The following is a 25896-nucleotide window of genomic DNA, read 5'->3' as shown; positions in this document are numbered from 1 at the left end:
ATAGCGTCACCGGCAAAGGCGCGGTTTAAAAAAGCGCCCATCCATCAGGGAGCCGGTATCCATGACATTTCCGAAAAAGGGCCGCGCGGCCGACGCGCTTCTGGCTGAACTCGAAGCGCGCAAGGCCAATGATGTGCGCTGGCAGGAGGGGCGCGTATTTGCCTATATCTACGACGCTGGCGCCGAGGCCATGGATGTCGTGAAGAAGGCCTATTCGGCCTTCCTGACCGAGAACGGTATCGACCCGACCTCCTTCCCCTCCGCGCTGGAGCTGGAGCGCGACGTCATCGCCATGGCGCTGGACCTGCAGAACGCGCCGCCCGGCGCCAAGGGCAGCTTCACCACGGGCGGTACCGAAAGCATCCTCCTGTCGGTGAAAACCGCGCGAGACCATGCCCGCGCGACGAAACCCCACATCACCGCGCCCGAACTTGTCCTGCCCGAAACCGCGCATCCGGCCTTCTTCAAGGCGTGCGCCTATTTCGACGTGAAACCGGTCATCACCCCGGTCGACCCGGAGAGCTTCACCGCCCTGCCCGAAGCCATGGAGAAGGCGATCACAGACCAGACGATAATGCTGGTGGGGTCAGCGCCCTCCTATGCGCATGGCGTGATCGACCCGATTGCCGCCATCGGTCAGGTGGCGCTGGAAGCCGGCGTGCTTTTCCATGCCGATTGCTGTGTCGGCGGCATGTATCTGCCCTTCATCCGCAAGCTGGGCGCGGATGTAGAGGCCTTCGATCTCTCCACGCCCGGGGTCACCCAGATGTCGCTGGACTTCCATAAATGGGGCTATGCCGCCAAGGGCGCATCCAGCGTGCTCTATGCAAATGGCGAGCTTCGCAAATACCAGATTTTCGCCTGGTCGGGCTGGACCGGCTATACAATCGTCAATCCCACCATCCAGTCGGGCCGCTCTGCCGGACCCATTGCGGGTGCTTGGGCCGCGCTCAACTTCATCGGCGAGGATGGCTATCTGCGCCTTGCCAGGGTGACGCAGGAAGCCTCAGCCAAAATGTGCGCGGCTATCCGTGAGATCGAGGGTCTGAAACTGCTGGGTAATCCGCCCGGCAATCTTCTGGCTTTTGCCGCCGAAGGGTTTGACATATTTGCGCTGGCCGATGCGATGAAGGCCAAGGGCTGGTTCCTGCAGGCCCAGTTCGGGCACGGACCCTCTCCGGCCAATCTGCACGTCTCCATCGGCCCGGCAAACGCCCCCAATGTCGATGCCATGCTGGATGATCTGCGCGCAGAGACCGCGCGCTTGCGTGCCGACCCGCAATACCGCGTCGCCACGCCTTCTGCCGACGAGATCGCCGCCATCACGGCGATGGAACCTGCTGACCTTCTGGACGCCATGGAGAGCATGTTCACCGGCGGCACGGGCGGCATGCCGGACGAGATGCGGCCCATCAACACGCTGATGGATGCCATGCCATTTGAGGCCCGCGACCGGATATTGAAGGAATATATCAACCGGCTTTACGCCAAGCCTGCGGGCGCCGCAGCGGATACATGACGCAGCGCAGCATCTCCGCTAGCCTGCCTTCCTGATCGCAGCAAAAGACACCCCCATGACCAGCAACCCGGACTACCCTGATACGCGCTTGCCCGGCACACCCGGCGCGCTCGCCGCCTACTGCCTTGACGCGCTCAAAGGCGGCTGGGGTGAGGACTGGGATACACCTCTGAAGAACGCGGTGGGCGACCTTGCCAACGAGATATTCTCTGGCCTGCATCGCGGCGCGGTGTCGGTCGAAGGGCTGGGTGCGCTCGTGCGCGAACTGGCAGACCAGGGCCTGACGGGCCGTGCAGACGCCTTGCGGGCGCTGCACGCTCACGGATTGTCAGGTGCGGCGCTGGAGGCGCTCAAGGCGCGTCTGGACACGCTGGCAGCCCAGGGCTTTGATGCCTATGCGGACGCCGTGACCCGGCGCAAGGCCGGTATCGTATTTACCGCCCACCCGACCTTTGCGCTGTCAAAAGCCATGCGGCTGGCCCTCGCCAACGCGGCGGTTGATGGCGCGCCGGTCAATCCCGAGCGGCTGGAGCACGGTCCGGACAGTGACATCTCGCTTGTCAGCGAACATGGCGAGGTGAAAGAGGCAATCTCCCGCGCACGCGGCGCGCTGGCGCAGCTCGATGCGCTGATCCTGGCCACCGCCCGCCGCCATTTCCCGGATCGCTGGCATACGCTCAAGCCCGACCTCATCTCGCTGGCCAGCTGGGTCGGCTATGATCTTGACGGCCGCACCGATATTCACTGGGGCCGCTCGATCGCCTTCCGTCTGGAGGAGAAGGCCATCCAGCTGGAGCGTTATGCCGCCCTGGCCGCCGAGGCCGGTGCGGGTGACGTAGCCGCCCGCCTGCAGCGCGCTGGCGCGCTGACGCGCGAGCATGCGGCGCTTTTCGAGGGCAATCTGGATAATCCCGCCACAGTCGTCCACGCAGCCAACGCGCTGACAGCGCCGCATACCGACAGGCTGGTGTCGCTCACGGCGCTGATTGCAGAGCTTGGCGAGGCCATTGAAGGCGCATCAGACGAGAACAAGCCAGCCCTTGCGGCCCTGCGCGCCGAAATGGCATCAGCGGGCCTTGGCGCAGCCCATATCCATCTGCGCATCAATGCAGCCCAGCTGAAAAGCGCGGTGCGGGCCGATCTGGGCCTTGAAGAGGATGAGGAGGATTTCGGCCGCCTCGCCCTCGCCCGCGCTGCAGAACGCGCGCAGAGCGCGGAGCTGCACGCGGTCAGCTTTGCCTCCGTCTTCCTGGAGCAGATGACAGCACGCCGCCAGTTCATGATGTGCGCGCAATTCCTCAAGCATATCGACGCCGACACGCCTATCCGCTTCCTGCTGGCCGAATGTGAGACGCCCGCCACCGTCATGGGCGCAGTCTATCTGGCGCGGCTCTACGGCGTCGCAGACAAGGTGGACATCTCACCCCTCTTCGAGACACCCGACGCGCGGGCGCGGGGCGGACGCCTGATGGACCGGCTTATCAGCGAGCCGGCCTATCGTGACTATGTTCAGACGCGCGGGCGACTATCCATCCAGCTCGGCTTTTCCGATGCAGGCCGGTTCATGGGACAGGCGGGCGCAGAGCTGGCCATTGAACGCCTGCACATACTCGTCGCCCGGGCACTGGCGCGCCACGGCGTGAAGAATATCGAGATCGTCGTCTTCAACACGCACGGCGAGTCCATGGGACGCGGCGCCCATCCGGGTAGCCTGATCCAGCGGCTGGACCATTTGCTGACACCATGGGCGCGCTCACGCTTCAAAGCCGCAGGCGTGCCGCTGGTCCATGAGACCAGCTATCAGGGCGGGGACGGGTTTCTCCATTTCGCCCGGCAGGAACTGGCAGACTCCGTTGTCCTGCAGACGGCCCTCCACGCGCTGGACATTCCAGACGGCAACAAGGCCGACCCGTTCTATGCCGAGATCGACTACACATGGGACATCTACCGGGCGCTGAAAAGCTGGCAGGAAGACCTGTTCGCCAATACCGACTACCGCAACGCAATCACGGCGTTCGCCCCGAACATGCTGGTCAAGTCCGGCTCGCGCAAAGCCAAGCGGCCCGGCGCGCCGGGACAGGCGCTCGATCTCTCCATGCTGCGCGCCATTCCCCACAATGCCGCCCTGCAACAGCTCGCCATCCCTGTGAATGTGTCTGGCGGGATCGGGGCATCCACCCAGTCCGAACCCGAACGCATGGCTGATCTCATCACGCGCTCACCGCGCATGGCCAACCTGATCGCCATGGTGATGCGCGCGCGTACCCTGACCAGCCTCAGCGCGCTGCGCGGCTATGCGCGCCTGTTTGATGCCAGCGAATGGACAGGCCGCGCCGCCTGGGCGCGCTCGCCCGCCATGCAACGTGCGTTTCTGGATCTTGCCGGGCGGCTGGCAGATCAGTCGCGCCACACCGCTTTGGTGCGGCTGGCCAATCATCTCTCTGCCGATCTGATGAAGTTTGACCAGCTGATCGCCGGACATGACTGGCGCGAGGATCCCGACCGTTATGCGGTCGAGGCGCTGCACGCCGTGCGGCAGGCGCTGATCATGCAGGCTTTCCTCATCATATCGCGCCTGCCGGGCTTCTCGCCGCGCCACGACCTCACGCGCGCAGACCTGATCGATCTGGTGCTGGCCTTGCGTATTCCCGAAGCCGTTGCGGCGCTGGACGAGATATTCCCCGAAGCCAGCGAGGCACTCAGCGCGCTTGACGCCATTGAGGAGCCGAGCACGACCGATTCACCGGCTTTGCGGGGCTATCCCGAGATTCAGGCGCGTATCATTCGTCCGCTGGAGCAGCTCTACCCCCTGATGACGCAAGTGAGCGTGGCCATCAGCCATTATCACCGCGCCATCGGGTAGGCGGCTGGAAGTCCTACCGCCCCTCGGTTTCGATACGCAGGGTCTCGTCGCCGATATTGATTTCCATCGTGTTGGTCCGGCTATCGCGCCACATCGCATAGCCGACCGCGCCGATGACAATCAGCAAAACCGCTACGCCTGCATAAACCAGCTTCTGGTTGGAACGCATGATCAAACTCCCTTTTCCGCCCCGCCACTCAGGAGCGCGAAAGGAGAAACGTCCGCACTGTCCGCCGGTTCCATAGCCGCAGACAGGTGAAGGGCCGGAGTGGTGGCTCCGGCCCTTCCCTCCTCAACGCAAGACCGGAAGCCCTACCAGCCCCAGCTCACGCCCGCCCGGCCAGAAACCTGGCCTGTGCGGAAGCCGGTCCCGACACCGACATTGAGGAAGACATTCTCCCGGTAGCGGCCGATCGCGCCGAAGCCGACAGCGCCCGAACTGCTGTAGTGACCGTAATTGGCCGAGAAAGCGAAGGTCTGGCCCGGCTGCAGGATCGTTGCGCCGCTGAGCGCCATCGCCATGGCGATACCGTCGGAGTGCTGACGCAGCTGATCACTTTGTGCCATGACGCTGGTCTCCAGCCCGTCTACCCGGTCAAACCAGGGCTGGAAGTCCATCGTCGCCAGATTACCGGCAGCATCCGAGGTGACCATATAGGTCTGGCCCGATTGCGCCGCACGGCTGGCCGCCGAGTTGATGCCCGCCAGCGTGTAGGTGTTGCTGGCCGTCCCGATCACCACCTGATTGTCGCGCGTGGTCTCCGCGCCCGATCCGATGGCAATGGCGTTCGCATTCGTTGCCTGCGCATTGACGCCGATGGCAATCGAGCCTGATCCGGTCTGTGCCGGGCTCATATCCCCCGCAGATGCCAAGCCTGCGCCGCCCGCATCCTGGGAGCCAGCCTGCGCGCCCGAACCAATAGCGATATCATTGCCCGAACTCGTCTGGCCGCCCTGCACACCGCCCGTTTGCAGATCGGCGAGCTGGCTGGACGCTTGCTGAAGCGCCTCCATCTGCGCCTGCATCTGGGCCTGAAGGGCCTCGATCTGTGCCTGCAGCGCTGCCACTTGAGCCGACGTGTCGCCCGATGGCGGTGCGGCATCCTTGATCGCCTGTATCTCGGTCGCGTTCTCCGTGACCTTGCCATCCAGCGCTGCGAACGCGCTGCCGACATCACCAAAACTCGTGCCCTGAATAATATAGGTTGGGTGAGTGAACGCACCGGCAGCATAGGCCGCCCCGCCGCCGAAGAAGCTGGCGATATCGCTTCCGAAGACTGACATGTCAAAGCCCGCTCCACCAGTTGCAGCATTGAGCTGGGCCACGGTCACGGCGTCGGTATCAGCAATGCCGTCGGCAACGTTCACCAGACGGCGCTGCTGGCCGGCATTACCGAACGACACCGTCCAGTCCTGAGCAGCGACAGAGCCTGCACCCAGAGCCACCGATCCGACGCCGTCGGCCGCGGAGTGCGTTCCCAGAGCCAGAGCGAGGTCGTTCGAGGCCCAGGCAAAATCGCCGACAGCGATCGCACCAGTTTCTGATGCATCCGCCCTGCGGCCAATCGCCAGCGAGCTCGCACCACTGGCCGATGCTGCGCCCCCGAGCGCAATTGCGTCCTGACCTGTAGCGCTCGCCGCGCCCTCAGCGAAAGGATCATTCACGGCGAGATAGTCGAGCATCGCGTTCGCCGCTGCCAGATTGGCAATCTCGTCCCCGAGAACCCCGAGCTGACCGATTGTGGCCGCGTCACTGTCATCGACACCATCAGCGACATTCACCAGACGGCGCCGGTCGCGGGAATCGCCGAAGGACACTGTCCAGTCTTCGTTGGCCACCGAGCCCGCACCGATAGCGACCGACCCCGTGCCGTTGGCGATCGAACCAGCACCAAAGGCGGACGCGAATTCGTTCAACGCCCGCGCGGACTGCCCGATAGCCACCGAGCTGGCGCTCCCTGTGAAAGCCGAAGCGCCCATGGCCAGCGATCCGGAACCCGCCGCATGCGCTTCGCGGCCCAAAGCAAATGAGGACTCGCCGCTCGCGGAGGAATCATGACCCAGCGCGATTGCGTCATTGGCTGAGGCTTTGGCTTCATACCCCACCGCGATGGCGCGGGCGCTAATCGCATCAGCGCCTGAGCCGAGCGCTGTGGCACCCACCGCCTCAGCCACAGCACCTGAACCCACGGCCGTGGCAAAATTCGCCTCCGCGTCACTGTCAGCACCTACCGCCGTCGCGCCCAAACCGATGGCATGCGCCTCCATGCCAAGAGCTGCGGCGCCATAGCCGTTGGCAAACGCCAGTGCGCCAAACGCGCTGGCGCCCTCGCCGACAGCCTCCGCTTCGGCACCGACAACCGTACCGCCTTCATTCTGCGAAAAAGCCCAATGGCCAATGGCGATGCTGTTGAGTCCGCTGGCATTGGCGGTTGTGCCGATAGCGGTGGACGACCCGCCAGTTGCATTGGCGGCAGCCCCCAGAGCAATAGCGGCCTCGCCATCGGCCACGGCGCCAAGGCCGTGCGCAATGGACGCGTCTCCATTGGCCTGGCTCCACGCGCCCAGAGCCAGAGAGCCTTCGCCTTGCGCAGACGACCTCGTTCCGAGAGCCGTCGAACTGTCGCCAGACGCCGTGGCCGTATTGCCTACGGCAACAGCGCTGTCCGCGCTGGCATTGGCCTGGGCACCCACGGAAACCGCGCCTTCACCACTCACCTCAGCCTCGAAGCCCAGCGCGACGCCCCAATCCGCCGTGGCCAGGCTCAGCGTGCCAATCGCAATCGCGCCTTCATTCTGCGATTCGGAAAACGCACCGACAGCCAGCCCGCCAAGCGCCGTTGCACGCGCATTAATGCCAAGGGCGGCAGAAGAGGCCCCAAGCGCCTGCGCGTTCATACCCATGGCCGTGCTATGCATGCCACTGGCTACCGCGCCATATCCATAGGCCGCCGCGCCTTCGTCTTCGGCCCGCGAAAGCGCGCCGCAAGCTGTTGCGTAATCGCCCGTTGCACTCGCACCGGCATTGGTATCGGTGTTCGCGTCAGTACACACCACGCTCTGCATCTGGGCATACGCTGCAGACGTACCCGCCAGCGTCACCGCCGACGCGCTGGCGGCAATCAACGCCAGCACCGATACCCCGGTCGCTGCGGATTTTGCACGCAGAACAGTGCCGTTCCCCACCACAGGGTTTGTTGAAAGTGTCATGATGATCTCCCCACCAAGAGCTTGTTGGCCCGCACCGCCCTGAAGGGCGCTTTCTGGTAGGGGAAAATTAACCGTGACCTCGCCCCGCCGTTAGGACAGGCGTCTCAATATCGCGCCAATCACTTGACCATGCGTCTCAAATCGCACCGCGCGCGGGCGAGGGCTCAGCCTTGGCCCGGCTGCGGGGTCTTCGGCTTGAAGCGGCAATACTCGGCAATCGCGCAGCGCCAGCATTCCGGCTTTCGCGCCTTGCACACATAGCGCCCGTGCAGGATCAGCCAGTGATGGGCGCCTTTGAGGTATTCTGCGGGGGTGATCCGTTCCAGCCCTGCCTCGACTTCGTCCGGTGTCTTGCCCGGAGCCAGCCTGGTGCGGTTGGAGACGCGGAAGATGTGCGTGTCTACGGCTATGGTGTGCTGGCCGAACGCCTCGTTCAGCACGACATTGGCCGTCTTGCGGCCGACACCTGGCAGACGGATCAGCTCGTCGCGAGTCTGTGGCACCTCGCCGCCAAATTCTTCGATAATCATGCGCGAAAGCGCGATGACATTCTTCGCCTTGTTACGGAAGAGGCCAATCGTCTTGATGTGCTCACGCACCGCGTCCTCGCCGAGCTCGAGCATTTTTTCGGGCGTATCGGCTACCGCAAACAGGCGGCGGGTCGCCTTGTTGACCCCGACATCGGTGGCCTGCGCCGACAGCGCCACGGCGACGACCAGCGTGAACGGGTTGGTGTATTCCAGCTCCGTCTTCGGTTCGGGCATGATGCGCGACAGGGTTTCAAAGATCGCCGCCGCATCACTGCGCGGTATCGCACGCGGGGCGGGCTTTTTGCGGGGGTTTGGCTTTTCGCTCATGGCAGTGGAGCTAGCGGGAGCGGGCAGCGAGGGCAAGGGCGGGGTGGGGTTGGTTGCGGCAAGGTGATGTCCTCCCCCGTTTACGGGGGAGGTGGTCCGAAGGACCGGAGGGGGGAGTTTGTTTCGATTATCCCCCCCTCGCCCCTTTCAGGGGCACTCCCCCCGTAAACGGGGGGAGACATCAGGGTGTACAGCCTTACTTGCTTAAACCCGCTCCCGCTCCGGCAGGTAGATCTCGCGCTTACCGGAATGATCCGCCGGGCCGATCATGCCTTCATCTTCCATGCGCTCGATGAGCGAGGCGGCGCGGTTATAGCCGATCTGCAGGCGGCGCTGGATATAGCTGGTCGAGGCCTTGCGGTCGCGCGCGACCACCGCGACAGCCTGATCGAAGAGATCATCGCCCGAGCCGCCCTCCCCGCCATCGAGACCGGGAATACCGCCCTCTTCATCGAGATCCTCGGTGACGGCATCGAGATATTCCGGCGCGCGCTGCTTTTTGAGGAAGCTGGCGACCTCTTCCACCTCGCGGTCGGAGACAAACGGCCCGTGCAGGCGGCGTATCCGCCCGCCCCCGGCCATCAGCAGGAGATCGCCCTGACCGAGGAGCTGTTCGGCCCCCTGCTCGCCCAGAATGGTGCGTGAATCGATCTTGGAAGTGACCTGATAGCTGATCCGGGTCGGGAAGTTGGCCTTGATCGTGCCGGTGATGACGTCGACCGACGGACGCTGGGTGGCCATGATGACATGGATACCGGCAGCGCGCGCCATCTGCGCCAGACGCTGCACCGCGCCCTCGATCTCCTTGCCCGCCACCATCATCAGATCGGCCATCTCGTCGATCACCACGACGATATAGGGCATGTGATCAGGCTCAATGGTCTCGGTCTCGTAGACCGGCTCGCCGGTCTCGCGGTCAAAACCCGTCTGCACGGTGCGGCTGAGCATCTCGCCAGCTTCGCGCGCTTCAGCCGCTTTCTCGTTGAAGCCGGCCATATTGCGCACGCCGACCTTGGACATGCGCAAATACCGGCTTTCCATCTCGCGCACGGTCCATTTGAGCGCGGCGACCGCCTTTTTCGGGTCAGTCACCACCGGCGAGAGCAGGTGGGGAATGCCGTCATAGACGGAGAGTTCCAGCATTTTGGGATCGATCATGATCATGCGGCACTCTTCCGGCGGCAGCCGGTAGAGCAGCGACAGGATCATGGCGTTGATACCGACCGACTTACCCGAACCCGTCGTACCCGCGATCAGCAGGTGCGGCATGCGCGACAGGTCAGCGGTGAACGGCTCCCCGCCAATGGTCTCGCCCAGCGCCAGCGGCAGTTCGGCGCGGTTCTTCTCAAAGCCGGAGGAGGAGAGCAGCGTGCGCAGGAATACTGTCTCGCGGCGGGTATTGGGCAGTTCGATACCAATGGCATTGCGCCCCGGCACTACGGCCACGCGGCAGGCGACAGCGGCCATGGAGCGGGCAATATCATCAGCCAGATTGATGACGCGGCTGGTCTTCACGCCCGGTGCTGGTTCCAGCTCGTAGAGCGTGACGACCGGGCCGGGACGGACCTCGACAATCTCGCCCTTCACCCCGAAATCGCCCAGCACCGCAGCCAGCAATTCGGCATTCTGGCGCAGCCCGTCGGCGTCCACCTCGTCCTTGCGCGGGGTTGCCTTCGCCAGAAGATCAAGGCGCGGCATTTCAAAGTCAGAGCCGGAATTGAACGGCAAAGCGGCCTGTGCCTCGCGCGCTTCGCGGTCAGAGGGCTTCGGCTTGCCTTTCGGCGCAATCTTCACATCCGGCGCGGTGCGCGCATCCGGTTGCCCCGCACGGCGCGGCGTGGCCATCCCGGCCGCCGGCGCACGGCCGCCACGCAAAATGGCCGGGGCGTTCTCGGCGCGTGCCTCACCGGATATCTCCAGCGGACGGTCATCGGCGCTGCGCCAGCTGGCCGGCAATTCGTCCATCAGGCGCCGCGTCCAGCCACGCACCGTCTCCCACACCCGCACGGCAGCCGCACTGGCTGCAGCCAGATCATGTGTGTTCAGGCCGAAGCAGAAAAACGTGCCAAGAATGGCCGCCAGAAGGCCGAGCACGGCGGCAATCGCATTGGCCCCGGCAATCTCGGCCTGCACCGCAAGTCCGGACACGCCCGATAACAGACTGTCCCCGAGAAGACCGCCCAGACCCGATGCGAACGGCCAGCTCAATGGCACCGGCAGGGCCGACACCGCTGCGGCAAAACCGCAAAGCGCAAACGCGCCGCACACGATACGGAACAGCACCACCGGCAAGGGACGCCGGATAGGCCCCTGCAGGGTGAGGATAAGGCCCCAGCCCAGCACCATCAACGCCAGGCATGCCCCGGCCCAGCCCATTGTCTGCAGGAGCAGATCGGCGGCTATCGCACCAGATGGCCCGGCAAGATTACTGACATTCTGGCCGGTGGCGGCATTGAGGCTCGGATCAAACGGATTGTAGCTGAACAGGGCGATAAGGGTCAGTGCGCCCAGAAAACTCATCGCGCCGCCGATCAGCACGGCACGCACGCGCGCAAACAGCCCGGCACGGGCTGGCAGGGGCGCATCGCTGCTGGCGGCGCGGGAAGAGCTTGGTCGTCTGGCCATGTCGCGCGCCAGTGTGAGGGGCAAATCTTCCCGGCTGGTAAATGCCGGTTAATCAAAAACCGGAATTTCAGGGCACCGGCATGTGCAGGACAACCGGATCGCGCCGCTCACGCTGCGGCTGCGAGCCATCTTCGGGAAACAGCTCCCACTGCGCATTCGCCAGAACGAACAGCCGGCCATCGGACACACGCGCGGTAGTAGGCTCGTCAAAATCCCTGTGGCCGGTCAGGACCGGACGCACGCGCGCGCCGCCGCCCCATGGCTCCAGCGCGATATGAAAGACGCCGTGCGGCTGCACGCCGTTGCGTACCCCGTAAAGCTCGCCATAGCTATCGGTCGTCAGCCCGTCAAAGCCGATCAGGCTGCCTTCTAGCACCTCCACACGGCTGGCTTCCCGGCTGACCGGATCGATGCGCCAGAGCCCCGTGGCATAGTCCACCACCCACAGCGCGCCTTGCGCCAGAGCCAGCCCCTGCAAGGAGGCGAACCGGCTATCTTCAGCATAGATTTCAAGCGTGTTGCGCGGCGCGGTCAGCGTGTAGATCCGCCCCTCCACACTGTCACTGGCATAGACGATCCCGTCCTGCACCACGACATCGGAGAAACGCCCGGCACCCGGCATTGTATGGCGCGCAGAAATCTCGCCCGTGAAGAGGTCAAAGGCGATAAGGGCGGTCTCACGCTCGCCCGGCAGGCCTTCTGGTGTCAGCGCGGTACGCGCGGTGGCGGCATAGAGAAGGCGGTTGCGGCCATCGAGCGCCATGCCGAACACCGAGCCCATGCCGTCCTCCGGCCCAGCCAGGCGCTCAGGACTACCCGGGTCATCCAGACGCACGGCATAGATGGACGCATCAGCGACCGTGCCGAGGTAAAGCCGCTCTGCATCAATATCGACAGCGAAGGTTTCGACCAGCGCATCGGGAAGAGGCACCGACAGATATCGTTCAGCCCGGCCGACAGGTACGAGATTCTGTGCCATCCGTTCACGCAAGGCCGCAAGCCGGGATGGTGCATGTTCTTCCAGTGCCGATTCCAGCCCGCGCGCGGCTGCCAGATCAAGGCTGAACCCCGCCCGGATCAGCGCCTCGAGCGCATCTAGCGCCCCGTCCAGATCGCCGCCATTGGCCGCCAGCGCCACGGCATTGGTCAAAAGTCCGAAATGCCCCGGCTGAAGCGCCAGCGCCCCGGCATTGGCCTCAGCCGCTGCGGCCCAGTCGCCTTCAGCAGCGAGCAGGCGCGTTTCAGCCCGCAGGGCCTGTGACTGGTCCAGAAGCGAACCGGGCGCGGGTGTGTCAGACAGGGCGAGCGAGGCCGCAAGGGCAAGAGCAAGTGTGATCATGGGACGGGAGGTTTGCCCTCACCGTCCCTGATGGCAAGCCGCAATGGCTGCTCTAGTCATTCTCCCCCAGTACGCGCTTGCGGCGGGCCATCAGCTTCAGGCGCAGGGCGTTGAGGCGGATAAAGCCTTCCGCGTCCTTCTGGTCGTAGACCATGTCTTCCTCGAAGGTGACGTGGGCCAGCGAGTAGAGCGTGGCGGGGGAGGACCGGCCCACCACCGTAACGCTGCCCTTGTAGAGCTTCAGCCGCACCTCGCCGGACACATGGCGCTGGGAGTGGTCAATGGCCGCCTGCAGCATTTCGCGCTCAGGCGAGAACCAGAAGCCCTCATAGAGCAGCTTGGCGTAGCGCGGCATCAGCTCGTCTTTGAGATGCATCGCACCGCGATCCAGCGTGATCTGTTCGATACCCCGGTGGGCCATCATCAGGATCGTGCCGCCCGGCGTCTCGTAAATGCCGCGCGATTTCATGCCGACAAAGCGGTTCTCGACCAGATCCAGACGGCCAATGCCGTGAATGCGGCCATACTCGTTGAGCTTCGTCAGCAGGGTGGCAGGGGAAAGCGCCTCGCCATTGATCGACACCGCATCGCCGCGCTCAAACCCGATAGTCAGGTATTCCGGCTTGTCCGGCGCAGTTTCGGGGTCATTGGTACGCTGATAGACGATGTCGGAGGCTTCCTCCGCCGGGTCTTCGAGAATCTTGCCCTCAGAGGAGGTGTGCCAGAGATTGGCATCGACCGAGAAGGGCGCCTCGCCGCGCTTGTCCTTGGCCACTTCAATACCGTTGGCTTCGGCATATTCGATCAGCTTGGTGCGCGAGTTGAGATCCCATTCGCGCCACGGCGCGATGCATTTGAGGTCCGGATCGAGGGCGGCTACGCCCAGCTCGAAGCGCACCTGATCATTGCCCTTGCCGGTTGCGCCGTGGGCCACGGCGTCCGCGCCGGTCTCGTGGGCGATCTCGACAAGTCGCTTGGCGATCAGAGGGCGCGCGATCGACGTGCCAAGCAGATACTGGCCCTCATAGACGGCATTGGCCCGCACCATGGGGAAGCAGTAATCGCGCACGAACTCCTCGCGCAGATCGTCGATATAAATCTCTTTTACGCCGGCCTTCTCGGCCTTGCGGCGAGCCGGTGCCAGCTCCTCGCCCTGCCCCAGATCGGCAGTAAACGTGACCACTTCGGCGTCGTAATGGTCCTGCAGCCATTTCAGGATCACCGAGGTATCGAGACCACCCGAATAGGCCAGCACGATTTTCTTGACGGGTTTGGACATGGGGCGGTGATCCTTGGCGCGAGAGGGCATGTTGCAGCGCGGCAACCTAGCGCCGCACACGCCGCTCATAAAGCCCTCTTGCCACTGGCGCGCAAGCCCTGCCGCGCCTTACTGCGGATCGTCGCCTCCGGACCGCGGCGCGTTATAGGTTTCCCGGTCAGGATCGCCACGCCAGACGAAGTAGGAGAGAACCGCCGGAACAAGGGCGGCGCCCAGCGTCGCCGCCAGCAGGACGATGAAGCCTGCCGTCAGCGGCAGAACCAGCATGGCGCCGATACTCACCAGGCCCGCCAGCACGAACAGCCGCCCGCCCCATCTATGGGCCACGTCCCATGAACGGTCCGAAGACAGCGTCCACGGTGTACGGATACCGACAAACCAGTTGGGCCGTGCCTTGCCGAGCACATTGCCAATGCCGACAAACAACGCCCCGACCGCCACGCCCACAAGACGCGGTATCCAGCTCGCATCGGCCAGTATGCCAGTCACCGTCAGGGTGATGACACCCTGAACCAGCGCCAGAAGCCATACCGCCCCAGCCCAGCTGACCAGCACAACAGGGCGTGACCGGCGCAGATTGCCGCCGCGCGGATCGAGCACCGGCAGCAGTGCAAAGAGCGCGCACAGGCCAAGTGCCATGAGCGGCATCACACCGAACGCCTCCAGCCGGGAGCCATAGCGGTTTACACTGCCATCAGCAGCAAAATGCACAGGCACCTGCGCGCCCTCCGGCGTCGCCACCCAGCCCCACACGGCCAGCGCCAGCATGATCAGAAAGGGCGGCAGGCTCAGCATCAGTCCCCGGCGAATCATTCTTCTGCACTCCCTTTCCTGTTACGCGGCCCCAGAAGCCCCATGACCAGCGCCACCGCTTCGTCAGCAACGCTGGTGTTCAGCCTGTAGCGGATGGTCTGGCCGGTCTTCTCCGCCTGGATGAGGCCTGCCTCCTTCAGCGTCGCGAAATGGCGCGACATGGTCGGCTTGGACACGTCAAAATGACCGGCCAGATCGCCAGCGCTCATCGGCCCGCCGCGCAGGAGGCGGAGCACGTCCCGGCGGACGGGGTGAGCAAGAGCATCAAATACATCCATGACAGGCTTTTAATTAGCCTATGCACTAATTAGCTGCAATGCTAATTATAGGGTCATACAGGGAGGAACACACATGGTACGGACAATTCTGGCGGTGCTGACCGTCATCGCCATCACGGCCGGCGCGCAAGCGCGTGATGAGCGCTTTTCAGGCGTGTGGAATGGGGTGCTTGATGTAGGCGCGGCGCAGCTGCGCCTGGAACTGCGCATCGAGGAAAACGAGGACGGTTATAGCGCTGTCATGGTTTCGGTCGATCAGGGCGGCGCGGCCATCCCGGTCTCGAACTTGGACGTTGAGTATCCGCAGATCGATCTTCAGATGGCGGCGATGGGCGCGCGCTATATCGCCACCCTGACTGAGGGGCGGCTTGCCGGCACGTTCTCGCAGGGCGGGGCAGAGTTTCCGCTGGAGATGGCGCGCGGCGCGGTCGAAGCCACCGGGCCGGAACTGGCCCCAGGCGAAAGCGAAGTCTTCGTCGATGCAGGCGTACGTCTTGCCGGTACGCTGCGCCTGCCGGAGGGCGATGGCCCGCACCCGGCCGTGCTGATGCTGAACGGGTCGGGCAGCCAGGACCGCGATGTCACCATCGGCAATCACCGGATTTTTGCCGTGCTCTCCGAGGCATTGGCTGAGGCCGGCATTGCCAGCCTGCGCCTTGATGACCGGGGCATGGGCGGCTCGGACAACACCCCGGCCACCGGCCCGCACGAACTGGGCTCGGACGCAGGCGCGGCACTGGCCTTCCTGCGCGCGGCAGACGGCGTGGACGCGCGCTGCACCGGCATTCTGGGCCATTCTGAGGGCGGCATTATCGCCTTCCTGCTGCCAGATGCCAGCCAGCCCGATTTCATCATCGCGCTGGCCCCGCAAGCCGGAACGCTGGAGGAGACCCTGCTGGAGCAGGGCGAAGCGATGAACCGCGTAACGGGCGCCAGCGAGGAGGTCATCGAGGCAACGCGCGCCCGCCAGCTGGCCATGCTGGAAGCGTTGCGCGCCTCCCCGCCGGGCGAGGCTGTGGAGGCCGTGAAAGCGGCCTTCATCGCGCACGGCATCCCTGCAGAGGCCGCCCGCCAGCAGGCCGCCTTCTGGGGCCAGCAATACGTACAGGAAGCCGCTGCGCTTGACCCTGCCGCCGCCCTCGCCGGCTATGACAGGCCAGTGCTCGGCATGTTCGCCGGAAATGACCTTCAGGTTCTAGCCGAGGTGAATGCGCAGCGCATGCGCGAGGCGCGCGCCGGACTGCCTACCACCCTCGCCACCGTGCCGGGCGTGAACCATCTCTTTCAGGCCAGCGAAACCGGCTCTCCGGCTGAGTATGTCAGCGCCCCGCACGCCATGTCGCCCGATGCATTGGCCCTCATCGCCGATGGGGCGGGAGAGATCATTGCCGAGGCCTGCAGTGCAGGCCGCTAACACCTGATCTGGACAAGGCGGCCGGGCATCGCCACTTTCCGCGCAATGCGGACAGTACAAGGAGCGATGCCATGGCCCGCCGTCTGGTGGTTGTAACTGGAGCCTCGTCAGGAATCGGGGCGGCCTTCGCGCGGCAATTTGCCAGCAAGGGCTGGGATCTGGCCCTTGTCGCCCGCCGGGAGGACAGGCTGAAAGAGCTCGCCGAGGAGATGAAGGCCCGCTTTGGCGTGGACAGCCTCATCATCCCGGTCGACCTCTCCAAGGCAAACGCGCCCAAGGAGATCGTCAAGGCGGTTGAGGATGCCGGCCGCCAGATTGATGGCCTGGTCAATAATGCGGGCGCCGGTCAGCCTGGCCATTTCACAGAGACGAAATGGACCGACCAGGCCCGCTTCCTGCAGCTCATGGTCACCAACTATCTTGCGCTCGCCCATCTGGTGGCGCCGGGCATGGCGGAGCGTGGCTTTGGCCGGATCATCAACGTGTCGTCGGTCTCGGCCCTTCTGCCGAGCGCGAACGCGCATACCCGCTTTTCCGGCACGCTCTATCCTGGCGCCAAGAGCCTGCTCATCAAATTCTCCGAAGCCCTCCATCTGGAGCTGGCGGGCAAGAACGTGCATGTGAGCGCGGTCGCGCCGGGCTACACCTGGTCTGAATTTCATGATGTGAACGGCGCGCGGGCGACTGTCTCGCAAATGCCAAAATTCTGGATGCTGACCGCCGAGGAAGTGGCTACCGCCGGGTATGACGCGGTGGAGCGCGGCATCGTGCTGCGCGTGCCGGGCGCCTGGTACAAATTCCTCACTGCGATGTCGAAAGTGCTGCCTGACCCGTTGGGCCGGGCCATCATGCGGGCACAGGAAAGGCGGATGACCGCGCGGGCCGGAGGAGCGAACCCGTGAGCGCCGATGCCCGTCTGATCACCGCGCTGGACCTGCCAACGATTGAAGGGGCCAAAAACCTGGTCGCGGCGATTGGCGATGCGGGCTGCTTCTACAAGATCGGCCTGCAGCTTTTTCCGCTCGGCGGGATGGATCTGTGCCGGGAGCTTAAAAGTGCCGGGCACGGCGTCTTCCTGGATTTCAAGCTGCACGACATCTCCGCCACGGTGGAAAAGGCCACGCGTTCCATCGCGCCGTCAGGGGCTGATTACCTCACCATCCATGCCGAACCGCCGGTCATGCGCGCCGCGCACAAGGGCCGCGAGGGCACAGGGTTAAAGCTCCTCGCCGTCACCGTGATGACCTCCTATGACGACGCCATGCTCAAAGAGATGGGCTTTGCCTATGGCGCGCGCGATCTGGTGCTGATGCGCACCGAGCAGGCGCTCGAAGCGGGCTGCGATGGCGTCATCGCCTCCGCCCACGAGGCCGAAGAACTGCGCGCGCGTTTCGGAGACGGCTTTGACATTGTTACGCCCGGGATCCGCCCGGCGGGCAGCGCGGCAGACGATCAGGCGCGCATCGCCACGCCCGCAGACGCCATTCGGATGGGCGCCACGCGCATCGTGGTTGGCCGCCCCGTCAATGCCGCGCCCGATCCGCGAGAAGCCGCGCTGGCCATCAATGCAGAGATGGCGGGGGTTTAAAAGAGTCCCTGACTGTCATGGCCTACGCGATGTCTCCCCCCGCTTGCGGGGGGAGTGGTCCGAAGGACCGAGGGGGGGATTTTGAAAAGAAAAGTTTCCCCCCTCCGTCAGCTACGCTGACACCTCCCCCGTAAACGGGGGAGGACACCACATTCATCGCATAACCAAACAAAAACCCCGGACGTCACCGTCCGGGGTTTTTCAAATCGCCGATAAGCGAGAAGCCTAGATCGTCGCGTTGATCCATTCCTCGATCTTGCCTTTGGCCATGGCGCCCACCTTGGTGGAGACCAGCTCGCCATTATTGAAGATCATCAGGGTAGGGATGCCGCGCACGCCATACTTGCCCGGCGTCATCGGATTCTCGTCGATATTCACCTTGGCGACCGTGATCTTGCCGGAGTGCTCGGAAGCGATCTGGTCGAGTGCAGGCGAGATCTGCTTGCACGGCCCGCACCACTCGGCCCAGAAATCCACAAGCACGGGGCCACCCGCCTTGAGAACATCGGCTTCGAAAGAATCGTCAGACACCGCTTTGGTCGACATGGGCTTTCTCCCTTGGAAGGTTATCAGCCAGCGCCCGGATATCGGCACGCTGGCCAGCCTTGATGCCCGTACACCTAGGAAGCCGCTCCCCCACGGTCAAGCGCGCCGGGCTGCGCGGCCAGCTCCAGCGCCGCGTCCATGGCTGCATCGGGCAGCTCCATAAGGCGGCCTGCGTCCGTCCACACCAGCGCGCAGCGCACGGCCCGGCCCGGGTAGAGCACGCGCAACAATGCCCGGTAGGCTGCCATCTGCGCCAGATAGGCCGATGCCACATCGTCTACCTTGTCGGGCGGCGGGCGGTTGGTCTTGAAATCCACCACCAGCACGGCCTCCGGCGTGACCAGCAGCCGGTCCACCTGGCCGTTGACGCGCACACCCGGCGGCAGGCCCGGCGCAGTGCCACTCAGCGACACCTCGGCGCGTGAACCGGGACCGAACAGAGGCGCAAACTGCGGGTCCGCCAGAACCGCCAGCGCTTCGCGTGCAATCGCGGCGCGCTCCGCCTCATCCAGCTCCTGATGACGGGCCAGCAGGCGGGCCGCTGCATCGGCGCGCCCGGCGGGTGGCAGATCAGGCAAGGTCTGCAAAAGCTTGTGAATGAGTGTACCGCGCAGGAAACGCGCCCGTCCGCCTGCTGCAAGTGGAGAAAGGCCAGCAGGCTCTCCCCCGGCCTCCAGCCCGGCCAGAAGGCGTGAGGGGGCGATGGCGCGCGCGGCAATGGTTTCCGGCGCGGCTGGCGTGCGCAGCCAGATGGGATCGGCGACACGCCTGTCCTTCTCGTCCGCCTTCTTCAGGGCCGGGTGAACGTCCACGCCATAGCGCCGGGCCTGCACAGGATTTTCCCATTCATAAAGGGCCGCAATGGCGTCAATCGCCGTCTCTGCGCTGCGCCAGCCTTCACCCTGCCAGGCGGCGGCGAGACGGCCATACCAGCTCTCCGGCGTTGGCTCTTTGGCGTTTCCATGGGCATGGCCACAGACAATCAGCCGGTCACGCGCACGCGTCATCGCCACATAGAGCAGGCGGAGGGATTCGTGCTCCTGATCCTTCTTCCAGGCGTCCCGCAGCGCGGTGATGATGTCGGGCGCAAAGCTGTCATTCTCAGACCAGAGCAGCCCGCTTTCCTCGTGATCCTCGATCAGCGGATGGCGGCCGGAAGCCGGACTGGTCGTATCGGGCAGGAAGACGATAGGCGCCTCCAGCCCCTTGGCGGCATGCACGGTCATCACGCGCACCTCGTTGCGCCCGCCTTCGGGGTCACGCTTCAGCTCGCTATCGGAGCGGGTGATGGCATCGATGAAACGGGCAAGCGAAGGCGCGCCTTCGCGCTCATGGGCGAGCGCGCGGGAGAGGAACTCCTCCAGCGGATCGCGCGCCTCCTCACGCAGGCGCGCATAAATGCGCGCCGCGCGGCTTTCGCCAGTATCGGACGCCTCACTCAAAAACCTGGCGAAGAAGGCATAAGGGGTCAGCGTATCGACGCGCCCGCGCAAAGCCTTTAGCGCCGTTATCGCGTCGCTGAGCGCGGGATCATCGCTGCGCTGGAGCGCCTCCCAGAGCGAGCCTTTTCGCTTGTGGGCGAGGCGGAACAGCACATCGTCGTCAATCGGCGGCGCCTCTGCGCCTACCGGATGGAAGGCCGGGCCTTTGAGCACTTCGGCCAGCGCCAGGTCATCGCCCGGCTGCAGGGCAAAACGGGCCAGCGACAGCATGTCCTGCACGACGAGCTGATCGGGCAGAACCATACGGTCCGCGCCCGCCACCGGCACATTCCGGATTTTCAGCTGACGGATGATCTCCATGAACAGCCCGCCGCGCTTGCGCACCAGTATGACGACATCGCCCGGCGTTGCCGCCCGCTGGTGCCATTCCGGCTTCTCCTCCCACACCGCATCACCGCGTTCGATAATGCTGGCGATCTCCTGCGCCACCGCTTCTGCAAGCTGGTTGCGCGGGGAGTTGTACCGGGCCCTGTCGACCGGGCCGGCGGCCTCCTCATCAAGGCTGTCATCCTCGCCCTTGGGCAGTCGAGGCGTGACCGGCCAAATCTCCACGCAGCCCGGCGTGCCACGCCGCGCCGCCTCGTGCCCGCGATAGGCCATGAAGGGCTGGGTGCCGGCGGCTGGCGCGACCTCCACCGTCTGTTCGCGGTCATCCTGCAGCTTGGTTTCCGGTGCGGCGGGCAGGAATTTGGTTTCCAGACTCTCGCGAATATCGGCAAAGGCGAGATCGACCGCTTCCAGCACTTCCGGCGCGGAGCGGAAGGAGGTTTTCAGCTCCGGCTTCACAAACTCCAGCTGCGCGCCTTCGGCGAGGCCGGCAAGCTTGGTGCCTTGCGCCATGAAGCGGGCCGGATCAGCGTTCTGGAAGGAATAGATGGACTGCTTCTCATCGCCCACGCAGAACACGGTGCGGGCAAGCGCACCCGTCCGTTCCCGGCCCTCTCCGGCAAAAAACTCCGCCGACAGAGCATCGATGACATCCCATTGTTCGGGCGCGGTGTCCTGCGCCTCGTCCACAAGGATATGCTCCAGCCCGCCATCGAGCTTGTAGCGCACCCAGGCCGCCATCTCGGCGGTGCCGAGAAGGCGCGAGGCCCGCACCACCAGATCGGCGAAATCCACCGCCCGCTCGCGTGTCAAAAGCCGTTCATACTCAGTGAGAAAGGCCCGCGCGAGGGTGAGGCTTGCCGATGTCAGGACGTGCAGGCGCGTAGCCGTCAGTTGGCGCAGTACCGTCTCCATGCGCGCCCGTTCGCTGCCCTCCGGACCGAAAAGACCAATCAGCTCCGGGCAGGCCTCGCCCGCACTCTTCACAAAGAGCGAGGCGCGCAACGTGCCGGTTCCTGTCAGCATGAAACCGCAATAGGCATCGAAGGCGCGGTCCACCTCCCCCGCCCGCGCAAGACGCAGGGGCGCGTAGAGTTTGTCCGCGTCCGCTTCGGCATGTTTGGCCGTGGATGCCGCTATCGCGTCAGCGCATCTTTGCACGGCATCCAGATCCAGCCCGGCAATGAAACCGGCCTTCAGGCACACCTCATCCGTATCCGGATCAATGCCCAGCAGGCGTGCAGCCTCGGCGATCAGCGGACCTTCGCCCTGCGCCCGTTCAAACAGCTCCGACAAGCGATGGCGCTGGTGTGCGGCCTTTTTGAATATCTCCTCAAAGCCAGTCGGTCCGGCGCGCACGGTGATGGCCTCGATGGCCATTGCAAGCGCGCCTCCCCGGTCGCGCCGGGCTGTCTCATAGAGGCGCAGTTCTGCTTCGCGGCGCACCCGCGCGCTCTGGGCGTCTTCCTGTGTGGCAAAGCCCGGCGGCAGCCCGGCCTCCAGCGGAAACTGGCGCAGCAGCGAGTCGCAGAACGCATGCAAGGTCTGCACTTTCAGCCCGCCCGGCGTTTCCAGCGCGCGCGCAAACAGCTTTCTCGCCTCGGCAAGACGCCCCGCGTCCGGCTCAGCCTCCTCGCCGGTCAGCTTTTGCAGTTCGGCGCGAAGCTTTTCGTCGGCCATGACAGACCAGTCGCCCAGCTTGAGGAAGAGCCGGGTCTGCATCTCGCCCGCCGCCGCCTTGGTGAAGGTCACGCACAAGATGCGGTCCGGCGGCACGCCTTCCAGCAGCAGGCGTGCCACCCGGTCCACCAGCACGCGCGTCTTGCCCGAGCCTGCATTGGCCTCCACGAACACGCTGGCGCGCGGATCGGCCGCCGCGCGCTGCGCGGTGGTGGCGGAAGCCGCGACGGCAGGATCAAAGCCGGGCGCACTCATGACCTATCCTCCGCATCCGGATTGTCGGCATCCGGGGCGGTCGACCATTCAGCCCGCCGGGCGAGATGATCGTAATCGCCATAGCGATTGACCCATTTGCTTCGGGGCTGGCTTTCATAAGGGTGCCCGGAGTCAGCGAACTTCGCCGCATAGCGCTGCAGGCGTTCCAGCGCCTGATCGGCCAGCGCATCGACGTCGAGCCCCTCCTTCGACTGGATGCGCCGTTCCTCGCCGGGCTTTTTCGTGCCCTTCACATTGAGATAGACAAACCCGCCCAGCGCCTTGGGCGGCACATCCTTGAAGCCGCCTGCGCGCACAATCGCGCCCAGCAAGGGCATTTGCGGCGCAAAGCCGGCCAACACTTCATCCACGCCGGGCATGCTGCCCGTCTTGTAGTCAATCACCTCGTACTGCCCGGCCCGCAGATCGATACGGTCGGGCTTTCCAGACAGGACAAAATCGCGTCCGCCTGCAGAAAGGCTAAGCGTCCCGCGCTCCTCGATGGTGGCTGCCACAGGCAAGCTGCCTTCGCTTCGGCGGCGGGCCTCCGCCTCCACCATCCAGCGGGCGCTATGGGCAAAGCGAGCCAGCTCCACGGCCATTTCGCTTTCGGTAAAGCCTGCCTCCAGCAAGGCCGTTTCACCCAGCAAGATCAGCGTTTCAACCGCGTCATCAGGCAGTTTGGGGCGGTCACCGAGCTCCTTTACCCAGTGCTCCAGCGCGCTGTGCCAGGCCGTGCCGCGCTCGGCATGGCCGGGTTCACGGTCCAGCGGGTCGAGCACATCCAGTTCCAGTATGCGCTGGGCATAGATGTAATACGGATCCCGCACCCATTTCTCGATCGCCGTAACCGACAGCGAGGTGGGCCGGGCCTCCACAGGCGGGCGCGGTAGCGGCTCGGCGATCTGTGTCGGCGCGTCCGGCTGGTCCAGACGCGCGCCAAGCGCCAGATAATCATATGCCGGTTCGAGGGCCTCCCCTGCCGTCTCAGCGCCCAACGCGCCGCGCGTCAGCGTCTGCAGCCGCCACAGCCAGCGTGAGGCGACCGTGGGCGCGCCATCAGCGCTGCTGGAACGGGTCAGAATGACATCGGGCAGACAGGCAAGCTCGGCAAAATCGTGCGCAGCAAGGCCGAGGCGCCGTTCGGGCGGCGGCAGGCCTGCCGACTTCCTCATCGGCCGGGAGAGGAACGGATCGCTGCCAAGCTTTTGTGGCCAGACGCCTTCATTGAGGCCCGCCAGGATCACGCGGTCAGCATGCAGAAGGCGCGCTTCCAGCGGCCCCAGCAGGGCAAGACGCGGATGGGTTCCCGAACGCGGGCGCACCCGCCGTCCACGCGCAGTTTCCAGAAACACGCGCGTAAAGGCCCGCAAGGACAGCGGAGGCAGAGCCTCTGCCTCATCGAGAAATTCGCGCATCAGCCCGGCTGCGCTGTCGCCTGCCTCGCCTGCCCATAGCCGGTCTGCGCCGGGCAGGGTATCGCTGGCGGCCAGATTCTCGGCAGATTGCGCCAGTGCCTGCGCGAACGAGCGGGCAGGCTGGTCTCCCTCCAGTGCCAGCAAGGGCGCCAGCGCTCCCTCGATACGGGCAATGATCTCCAGCCAGCGCGGCGTCTTGCCTGTCTCCACGCGCGCCATGACATCGGCGAAGCTTTTGCCGGGCCTGCGCCCCCGCAATGTCTGGCGTTCCATGTCCGCAATATCGGCCATCAGGGCGGGGCGTTTCTCACCCAGCGCGAAGAGCGGCGAGGCCCACAGAGCCGCCAGCGCCAATGCAGAGCCGGGATCGCCCGCGCACTCCAGAACCCGCATCAGGAAGGCGCCGGGCGCGGTATCGCTCAAGGCTTCGCCCGCGCTGTCGTCCAGCTCCACGCCGAAGCGGCTCATCTCGGTGGTGATGCGCCGTGCGAGCGCCCGGTCGGGCGTCACCACCATGGCCGTCCTGCCCGGCGTCTCCAGCGTCTCTCTCAAGGCCAGCGCGATAGCGCGCGCCTCGCTGGCCGGATCGCGCGCTTCAATGGTTGAAAGGCCATGTATACCCAGCCCGACGACATCGCCTCCCCAGGCCTCGCTCAGCACGCCGATACGTTTGAGCCAGTCGGCTGTCTCGTCCGCGGGGCGCAGCGCCTCCGTAATCAGCCGCGCACGCGCCTGCGCGCGTGCCTCATGCCTGTCCGGGCTGGAGGTTTCCTGTGCCACCCTTACCGGCGCCAGAGGCCATTCCTTCACATCATTGCGGCCAATCCCGATACTCCCGATCAGCGCCTTCATGGCCCGCTGGGGGTGGCCTTCATCAATCGCCTTCCAGCTTGCCTCATCCATGAAACCGGCAAAGCCGGGCAGCACGACCGCGCCGCGGTCCAGGCCGGCGACGACGCGCAAGAGATGCGCCGATGCGGGGATGGAGCCTGTGGAGCCAGCCGCAATGACCGGCCCCGGCGGCGGGCTTTCCTGCCAGCGGTCGGCCAGCGCATTCAGCAGCGTCGAACGCCGCGCAGCCGGGTCCGTCAGGCCGAGCGCCTTGAGGTGCAGCGGCCATTGCTCCAGCACGATGTCCAGAAACAGCGCCGCCTCCTGCCGGTCGGCGGGCAGGGCTGCACGCACCGCCGGATCCTCCAGCGCGCCAAGGCCGGTAATTTCTTCTGATGCCAGCTCGTCCAGCAGACCCGCCAGCGCATCAGCCAGCACCAGCGCGCCATCGGGCGTCATCTCCCGGCGCGCCGCTTCCTCGCGGGCAAGGATCAGGCTGGCCAGCTCGAAGCGACGGCGCGCAGCACTGATTGCCGGCAGGGCCAGATGCTCAAGCTCGCCCGGTTCAAACGGCGGCTCATCCGCATCGACATCGCCCAGCGGGCGGATCAGCGGCAATATGGCGGCGCTGATGCCATTTTCGGCCTGTATGGCGCTGAACGCCTCGCCAAGCGCCCGGCCCGCCCGTCGCGTCGGCAATAATACGGTGACACCCGCCAGCGCTTCGGGGTCAGGGAATTCGGCCACCAGCGTGCGCGCGAGGCTTTTCAGGAAATCCGCCGCGGGCGCCAGCGTGAAGACACGCGGGGAAGGTGTATCGAATATGCCGGGCGGCTCGCTCATGCCCGCGAGCGTAACCGATTCTCTGCCGCGTCCCGCGATTGCGGATCGCCGACATGCATCCAGAACGCGTCCATCACCTGCCCGGTCACACGGCCCTGCGCCAGCGCCACGTCCCAAATCCGGTTGGTGGAGAACGGCTCGCACGGCCAGCCCTCCAGTACGCGCGGATGCATCACCTGCACGCCAGCATAGAAGAGCGGCTCGGCTCCGGCGGGCGCATCGGAAAAGCGCTGCAGGCGGCCTTGCGCGTCCATGGCGAAATCGCCTGGTCCTTCGAGCCCCAGAAGATTGCCCTTGCGTGCCAGCAGCAGGCGGAAATCCATCGTGCCTGCGTCAAACCCGTCTGCCAGCCGGGCCAGCTCTGCGCCGTCCTTATCGACCCAGAAGGCATCGATATTGGCGACAAACACCGGATCACCGCCCAGCAACGGCGCAGCCTTCACCAGCCCGCCGCCAGTCTCGAGCAGCTGGTCTGTCTCATCCGAAATGTGAATGCGTAGCGCGCCATCCCGGCTTGCTAGATGGGCGCGCATGCGCTCGGCGAAATGGTGGATATTGACCACGGCGTCAGACACGCCGGCACGCGCCAGCGCGTCCAGCGTCCAGTCCAGCAGGGCGCGGCCATTGACCTCCACCAGCGCCTTGGGCCGGTCATCGGTCAAAGGGCGCATACGCGTGCCAAGCCCTGCGGCCATCACCATGGCGCGCG

At 65.1% G+C, this 25896-nt stretch carries 17 protein-coding genes; 5 read left to right on the top strand and 12 right to left on the bottom strand.

Annotation, left to right across the window (positions count from 1 at the left end; all coding sequences use genetic code 11):
* Window positions 1-61 precede the first annotated feature (61 nt).
* The gene (locus ACTIGC_RS02995) at window positions 62-1519 is read left to right on the top strand and encodes a pyridoxal phosphate-dependent decarboxylase family protein (RefSeq protein WP_439633005.1); all 1458 of its coding nucleotides are present in this window, start codon (window positions 62-64) and stop codon (window positions 1517-1519) included.
* 55 nt (window positions 1520-1574) lie between these two features.
* Window positions 1575-4382, top strand: coding sequence for a phosphoenolpyruvate carboxylase (locus ACTIGC_RS02990; RefSeq protein WP_439633004.1), 2808 nt, complete (start codon window positions 1575-1577; stop codon window positions 4380-4382).
* 13 nt (window positions 4383-4395) lie between these two features.
* Here ACTIGC_RS02990 and ACTIGC_RS02985 read toward each other — a convergent pair whose 3' ends face one another.
* The 8 genes from ACTIGC_RS02985 to ACTIGC_RS02950 form a co-directional block, all read right to left on the bottom strand.
* Complete coding sequence (locus ACTIGC_RS02985) at window positions 4396-4551, bottom strand: hypothetical protein (RefSeq protein WP_170175566.1); 156 nt, start codon at window positions 4549-4551, stop codon at window positions 4396-4398.
* Between the two features lie 143 nt (window positions 4552-4694).
* Window positions 4695-7592: a YadA-like family protein gene (locus ACTIGC_RS02980; RefSeq protein WP_439633003.1), complete on the bottom strand. Its 2898-nt coding sequence runs from the start codon at window positions 7590-7592 to the stop codon at window positions 4695-4697.
* Window positions 7593-7756: 164 nt separating this feature from the next.
* Window positions 7757-8449, bottom strand: coding sequence for an endonuclease III (gene nth / locus ACTIGC_RS02975; protein ID WP_439633002.1), 693 nt, complete (start codon window positions 8447-8449; stop codon window positions 7757-7759).
* Window positions 8450-8653: 204 nt separating this feature from the next.
* Complete coding sequence (locus ACTIGC_RS02970) at window positions 8654-11074, bottom strand: DNA translocase FtsK 4TM domain-containing protein (protein WP_439633001.1); 2421 nt, start codon at window positions 11072-11074, stop codon at window positions 8654-8656.
* Between the two features lie 67 nt (window positions 11075-11141).
* On the bottom strand, window positions 11142-12413 hold the full coding sequence (locus tag ACTIGC_RS02965) for a hypothetical protein (protein WP_439633000.1): 1272 nt from the start codon (window positions 12411-12413) through the stop codon (window positions 11142-11144).
* A 52-nt stretch (window positions 12414-12465) separates the two neighbouring features.
* Window positions 12466-13692, bottom strand: a complete 1227-nt coding sequence (locus tag ACTIGC_RS02960) for an argininosuccinate synthase (protein WP_439632999.1) — start codon at window positions 13690-13692, stop codon at window positions 12466-12468.
* Window positions 13693-13800: 108 nt separating this feature from the next.
* On the bottom strand, window positions 13801-14505 hold the full coding sequence (locus ACTIGC_RS02955) for an SdpI family protein (RefSeq protein WP_439632998.1): 705 nt from the start codon (window positions 14503-14505) through the stop codon (window positions 13801-13803).
* Window positions 14502-14783 carry an autorepressor SdpR family transcription factor gene (locus tag ACTIGC_RS02950; protein WP_127568647.1) on the bottom strand — a complete coding sequence of 94 codons (282 nt, stop codon included), beginning with the start codon at window positions 14781-14783 and terminating at the stop codon, window positions 14502-14504. The genes ACTIGC_RS02955 and ACTIGC_RS02950 overlap by 4 nt, the downstream gene beginning before the upstream one ends.
* A gap of 73 nt (window positions 14784-14856) precedes the next feature.
* On the opposite strand from ACTIGC_RS02950, the gene ACTIGC_RS02945 reads away from it, so the two are divergent.
* The 3 genes from ACTIGC_RS02945 to pyrF all read left to right on the top strand — a co-directional run bounded on the left by ACTIGC_RS02945 (window position 14857) and on the right by pyrF (window position 17785).
* Window positions 14857-16197 carry an alpha/beta hydrolase family protein gene (locus ACTIGC_RS02945; RefSeq protein ID WP_439632997.1) on the top strand — a complete coding sequence of 447 codons (1341 nt, stop codon included), beginning with the start codon at window positions 14857-14859 and terminating at the stop codon, window positions 16195-16197.
* A 71-nt stretch (window positions 16198-16268) separates the two neighbouring features.
* On the top strand, window positions 16269-17099 hold the full coding sequence (locus tag ACTIGC_RS02940) for an SDR family NAD(P)-dependent oxidoreductase (RefSeq protein WP_439632996.1): 831 nt from the start codon (window positions 16269-16271) through the stop codon (window positions 17097-17099).
* The gene (gene pyrF, locus ACTIGC_RS02935; protein WP_439632995.1) at window positions 17096-17785 is read left to right on the top strand and encodes an orotidine-5'-phosphate decarboxylase; all 690 of its coding nucleotides are present in this window, start codon (window positions 17096-17098) and stop codon (window positions 17783-17785) included. The genes ACTIGC_RS02940 and pyrF overlap by 4 nt, the downstream gene beginning before the upstream one ends.
* Before the next feature lie 225 nt (window positions 17786-18010).
* Here the strand turns inward: pyrF and trxA are convergent, their stop codons facing one another.
* The 4 genes from trxA to ACTIGC_RS02915 all read right to left on the bottom strand — a co-directional run bounded on the left by trxA (window position 18011) and on the right by ACTIGC_RS02915 (window position 25888).
* Entirely contained in the window at window positions 18011-18331 is a 321-nt protein-coding gene (gene trxA / locus ACTIGC_RS02930) for a thioredoxin TrxA (RefSeq protein ID WP_127568655.1), read from the bottom strand.
* A 74-nt stretch (window positions 18332-18405) separates the two neighbouring features.
* A complete protein-coding gene (addA, locus tag ACTIGC_RS02925) occupies window positions 18406-22095 on the bottom strand; it encodes a double-strand break repair helicase AddA (protein WP_439632994.1) in 3690 nt (1229 codons plus the stop codon).
* Window positions 22092-25187 carry a double-strand break repair protein AddB gene (gene addB / locus ACTIGC_RS02920; protein ID WP_439632993.1) on the bottom strand — a complete coding sequence of 1032 codons (3096 nt, stop codon included), beginning with the start codon at window positions 25185-25187 and terminating at the stop codon, window positions 22092-22094. Before addB ends, addA begins: the two co-directional genes overlap by 4 nt.
* Complete coding sequence (locus ACTIGC_RS02915; RefSeq protein WP_439632992.1) at window positions 25184-25888, bottom strand: nucleotidyltransferase family protein; 705 nt, start codon at window positions 25886-25888, stop codon at window positions 25184-25186. The genes addB and ACTIGC_RS02915 overlap by 4 nt, the downstream gene beginning before the upstream one ends.
* Window positions 25889-25896: the final 8 nt, after the last annotated feature.

It is taken from the genome of Glycocaulis sp. (assembly GCF_051859565.1).
Classification (GTDB): domain Bacteria; phylum Pseudomonadota; class Alphaproteobacteria; order Caulobacterales; family Maricaulaceae; genus Glycocaulis.
Note: the sequence above shows the minus strand (reverse complement) of the source record. Positions and strands in the feature narration are given on the sequence as shown.

What these genes read in the sequence shown, in the direction of transcription:
- ACTIGC_RS02960 (WP_439632999.1), bottom strand. Translation starts at nt 13,692, where the DNA reads ATGTCCAAACCCGTCAAGAAAATCGTGCTGGCCTATTCGGGTGGTCTC.
- addA (WP_439632994.1), bottom strand. Translation starts at nt 22,095, where the DNA reads ATGAGTGCGCCCGGCTTTGATCCTGCCGTCGCGGCTTCCGCCACCACC.
- ACTIGC_RS02995 (WP_439633005.1), top strand. Translation starts at nt 62, where the DNA reads ATGACATTTCCGAAAAAGGGCCGCGCGGCCGACGCGCTTCTGGCTGAA.
- ACTIGC_RS02915 (WP_439632992.1), bottom strand. Translation starts at nt 25,888, where the DNA reads ATGGTGATGGCCGCAGGGCTTGGCACGCGTATGCGCCCTTTGACCGAT.
- ACTIGC_RS02950 (WP_127568647.1), bottom strand. Translation starts at nt 14,783, where the DNA reads ATGGATGTATTTGATGCTCTTGCTCACCCCGTCCGCCGGGACGTGCTC.
- ACTIGC_RS02965 (WP_439633000.1), bottom strand. Translation starts at nt 12,413, where the DNA reads ATGATCACACTTGCTCTTGCCCTTGCGGCCTCGCTCGCCCTGTCTGAC.
- addB (WP_439632993.1), bottom strand. Translation starts at nt 25,187, where the DNA reads ATGAGCGAGCCGCCCGGCATATTCGATACACCTTCCCCGCGTGTCTTC.
- ACTIGC_RS02970 (WP_439633001.1), bottom strand. Translation starts at nt 11,074, where the DNA reads ATGGCCAGACGACCAAGCTCTTCCCGCGCCGCCAGCAGCGATGCGCCC.
- ACTIGC_RS02990 (WP_439633004.1), top strand. Translation starts at nt 1,575, where the DNA reads ATGACCAGCAACCCGGACTACCCTGATACGCGCTTGCCCGGCACACCC.
- ACTIGC_RS02955 (WP_439632998.1), bottom strand. Translation starts at nt 14,505, where the DNA reads ATGATTCGCCGGGGACTGATGCTGAGCCTGCCGCCCTTTCTGATCATG.
- ACTIGC_RS02980 (WP_439633003.1), bottom strand. Translation starts at nt 7,592, where the DNA reads ATGACACTTTCAACAAACCCTGTGGTGGGGAACGGCACTGTTCTGCGT.
- nth (WP_439633002.1), bottom strand. Translation starts at nt 8,449, where the DNA reads ATGAGCGAAAAGCCAAACCCCCGCAAAAAGCCCGCCCCGCGTGCGATA.
- trxA (WP_127568655.1), bottom strand. Translation starts at nt 18,331, where the DNA reads ATGTCGACCAAAGCGGTGTCTGACGATTCTTTCGAAGCCGATGTTCTC.
- ACTIGC_RS02940 (WP_439632996.1), top strand. Translation starts at nt 16,269, where the DNA reads ATGGCCCGCCGTCTGGTGGTTGTAACTGGAGCCTCGTCAGGAATCGGG.
- ACTIGC_RS02945 (WP_439632997.1), top strand. Translation starts at nt 14,857, where the DNA reads ATGGTACGGACAATTCTGGCGGTGCTGACCGTCATCGCCATCACGGCC.
- ACTIGC_RS02985 (WP_170175566.1), bottom strand. Translation starts at nt 4,551, where the DNA reads ATGCGTTCCAACCAGAAGCTGGTTTATGCAGGCGTAGCGGTTTTGCTG.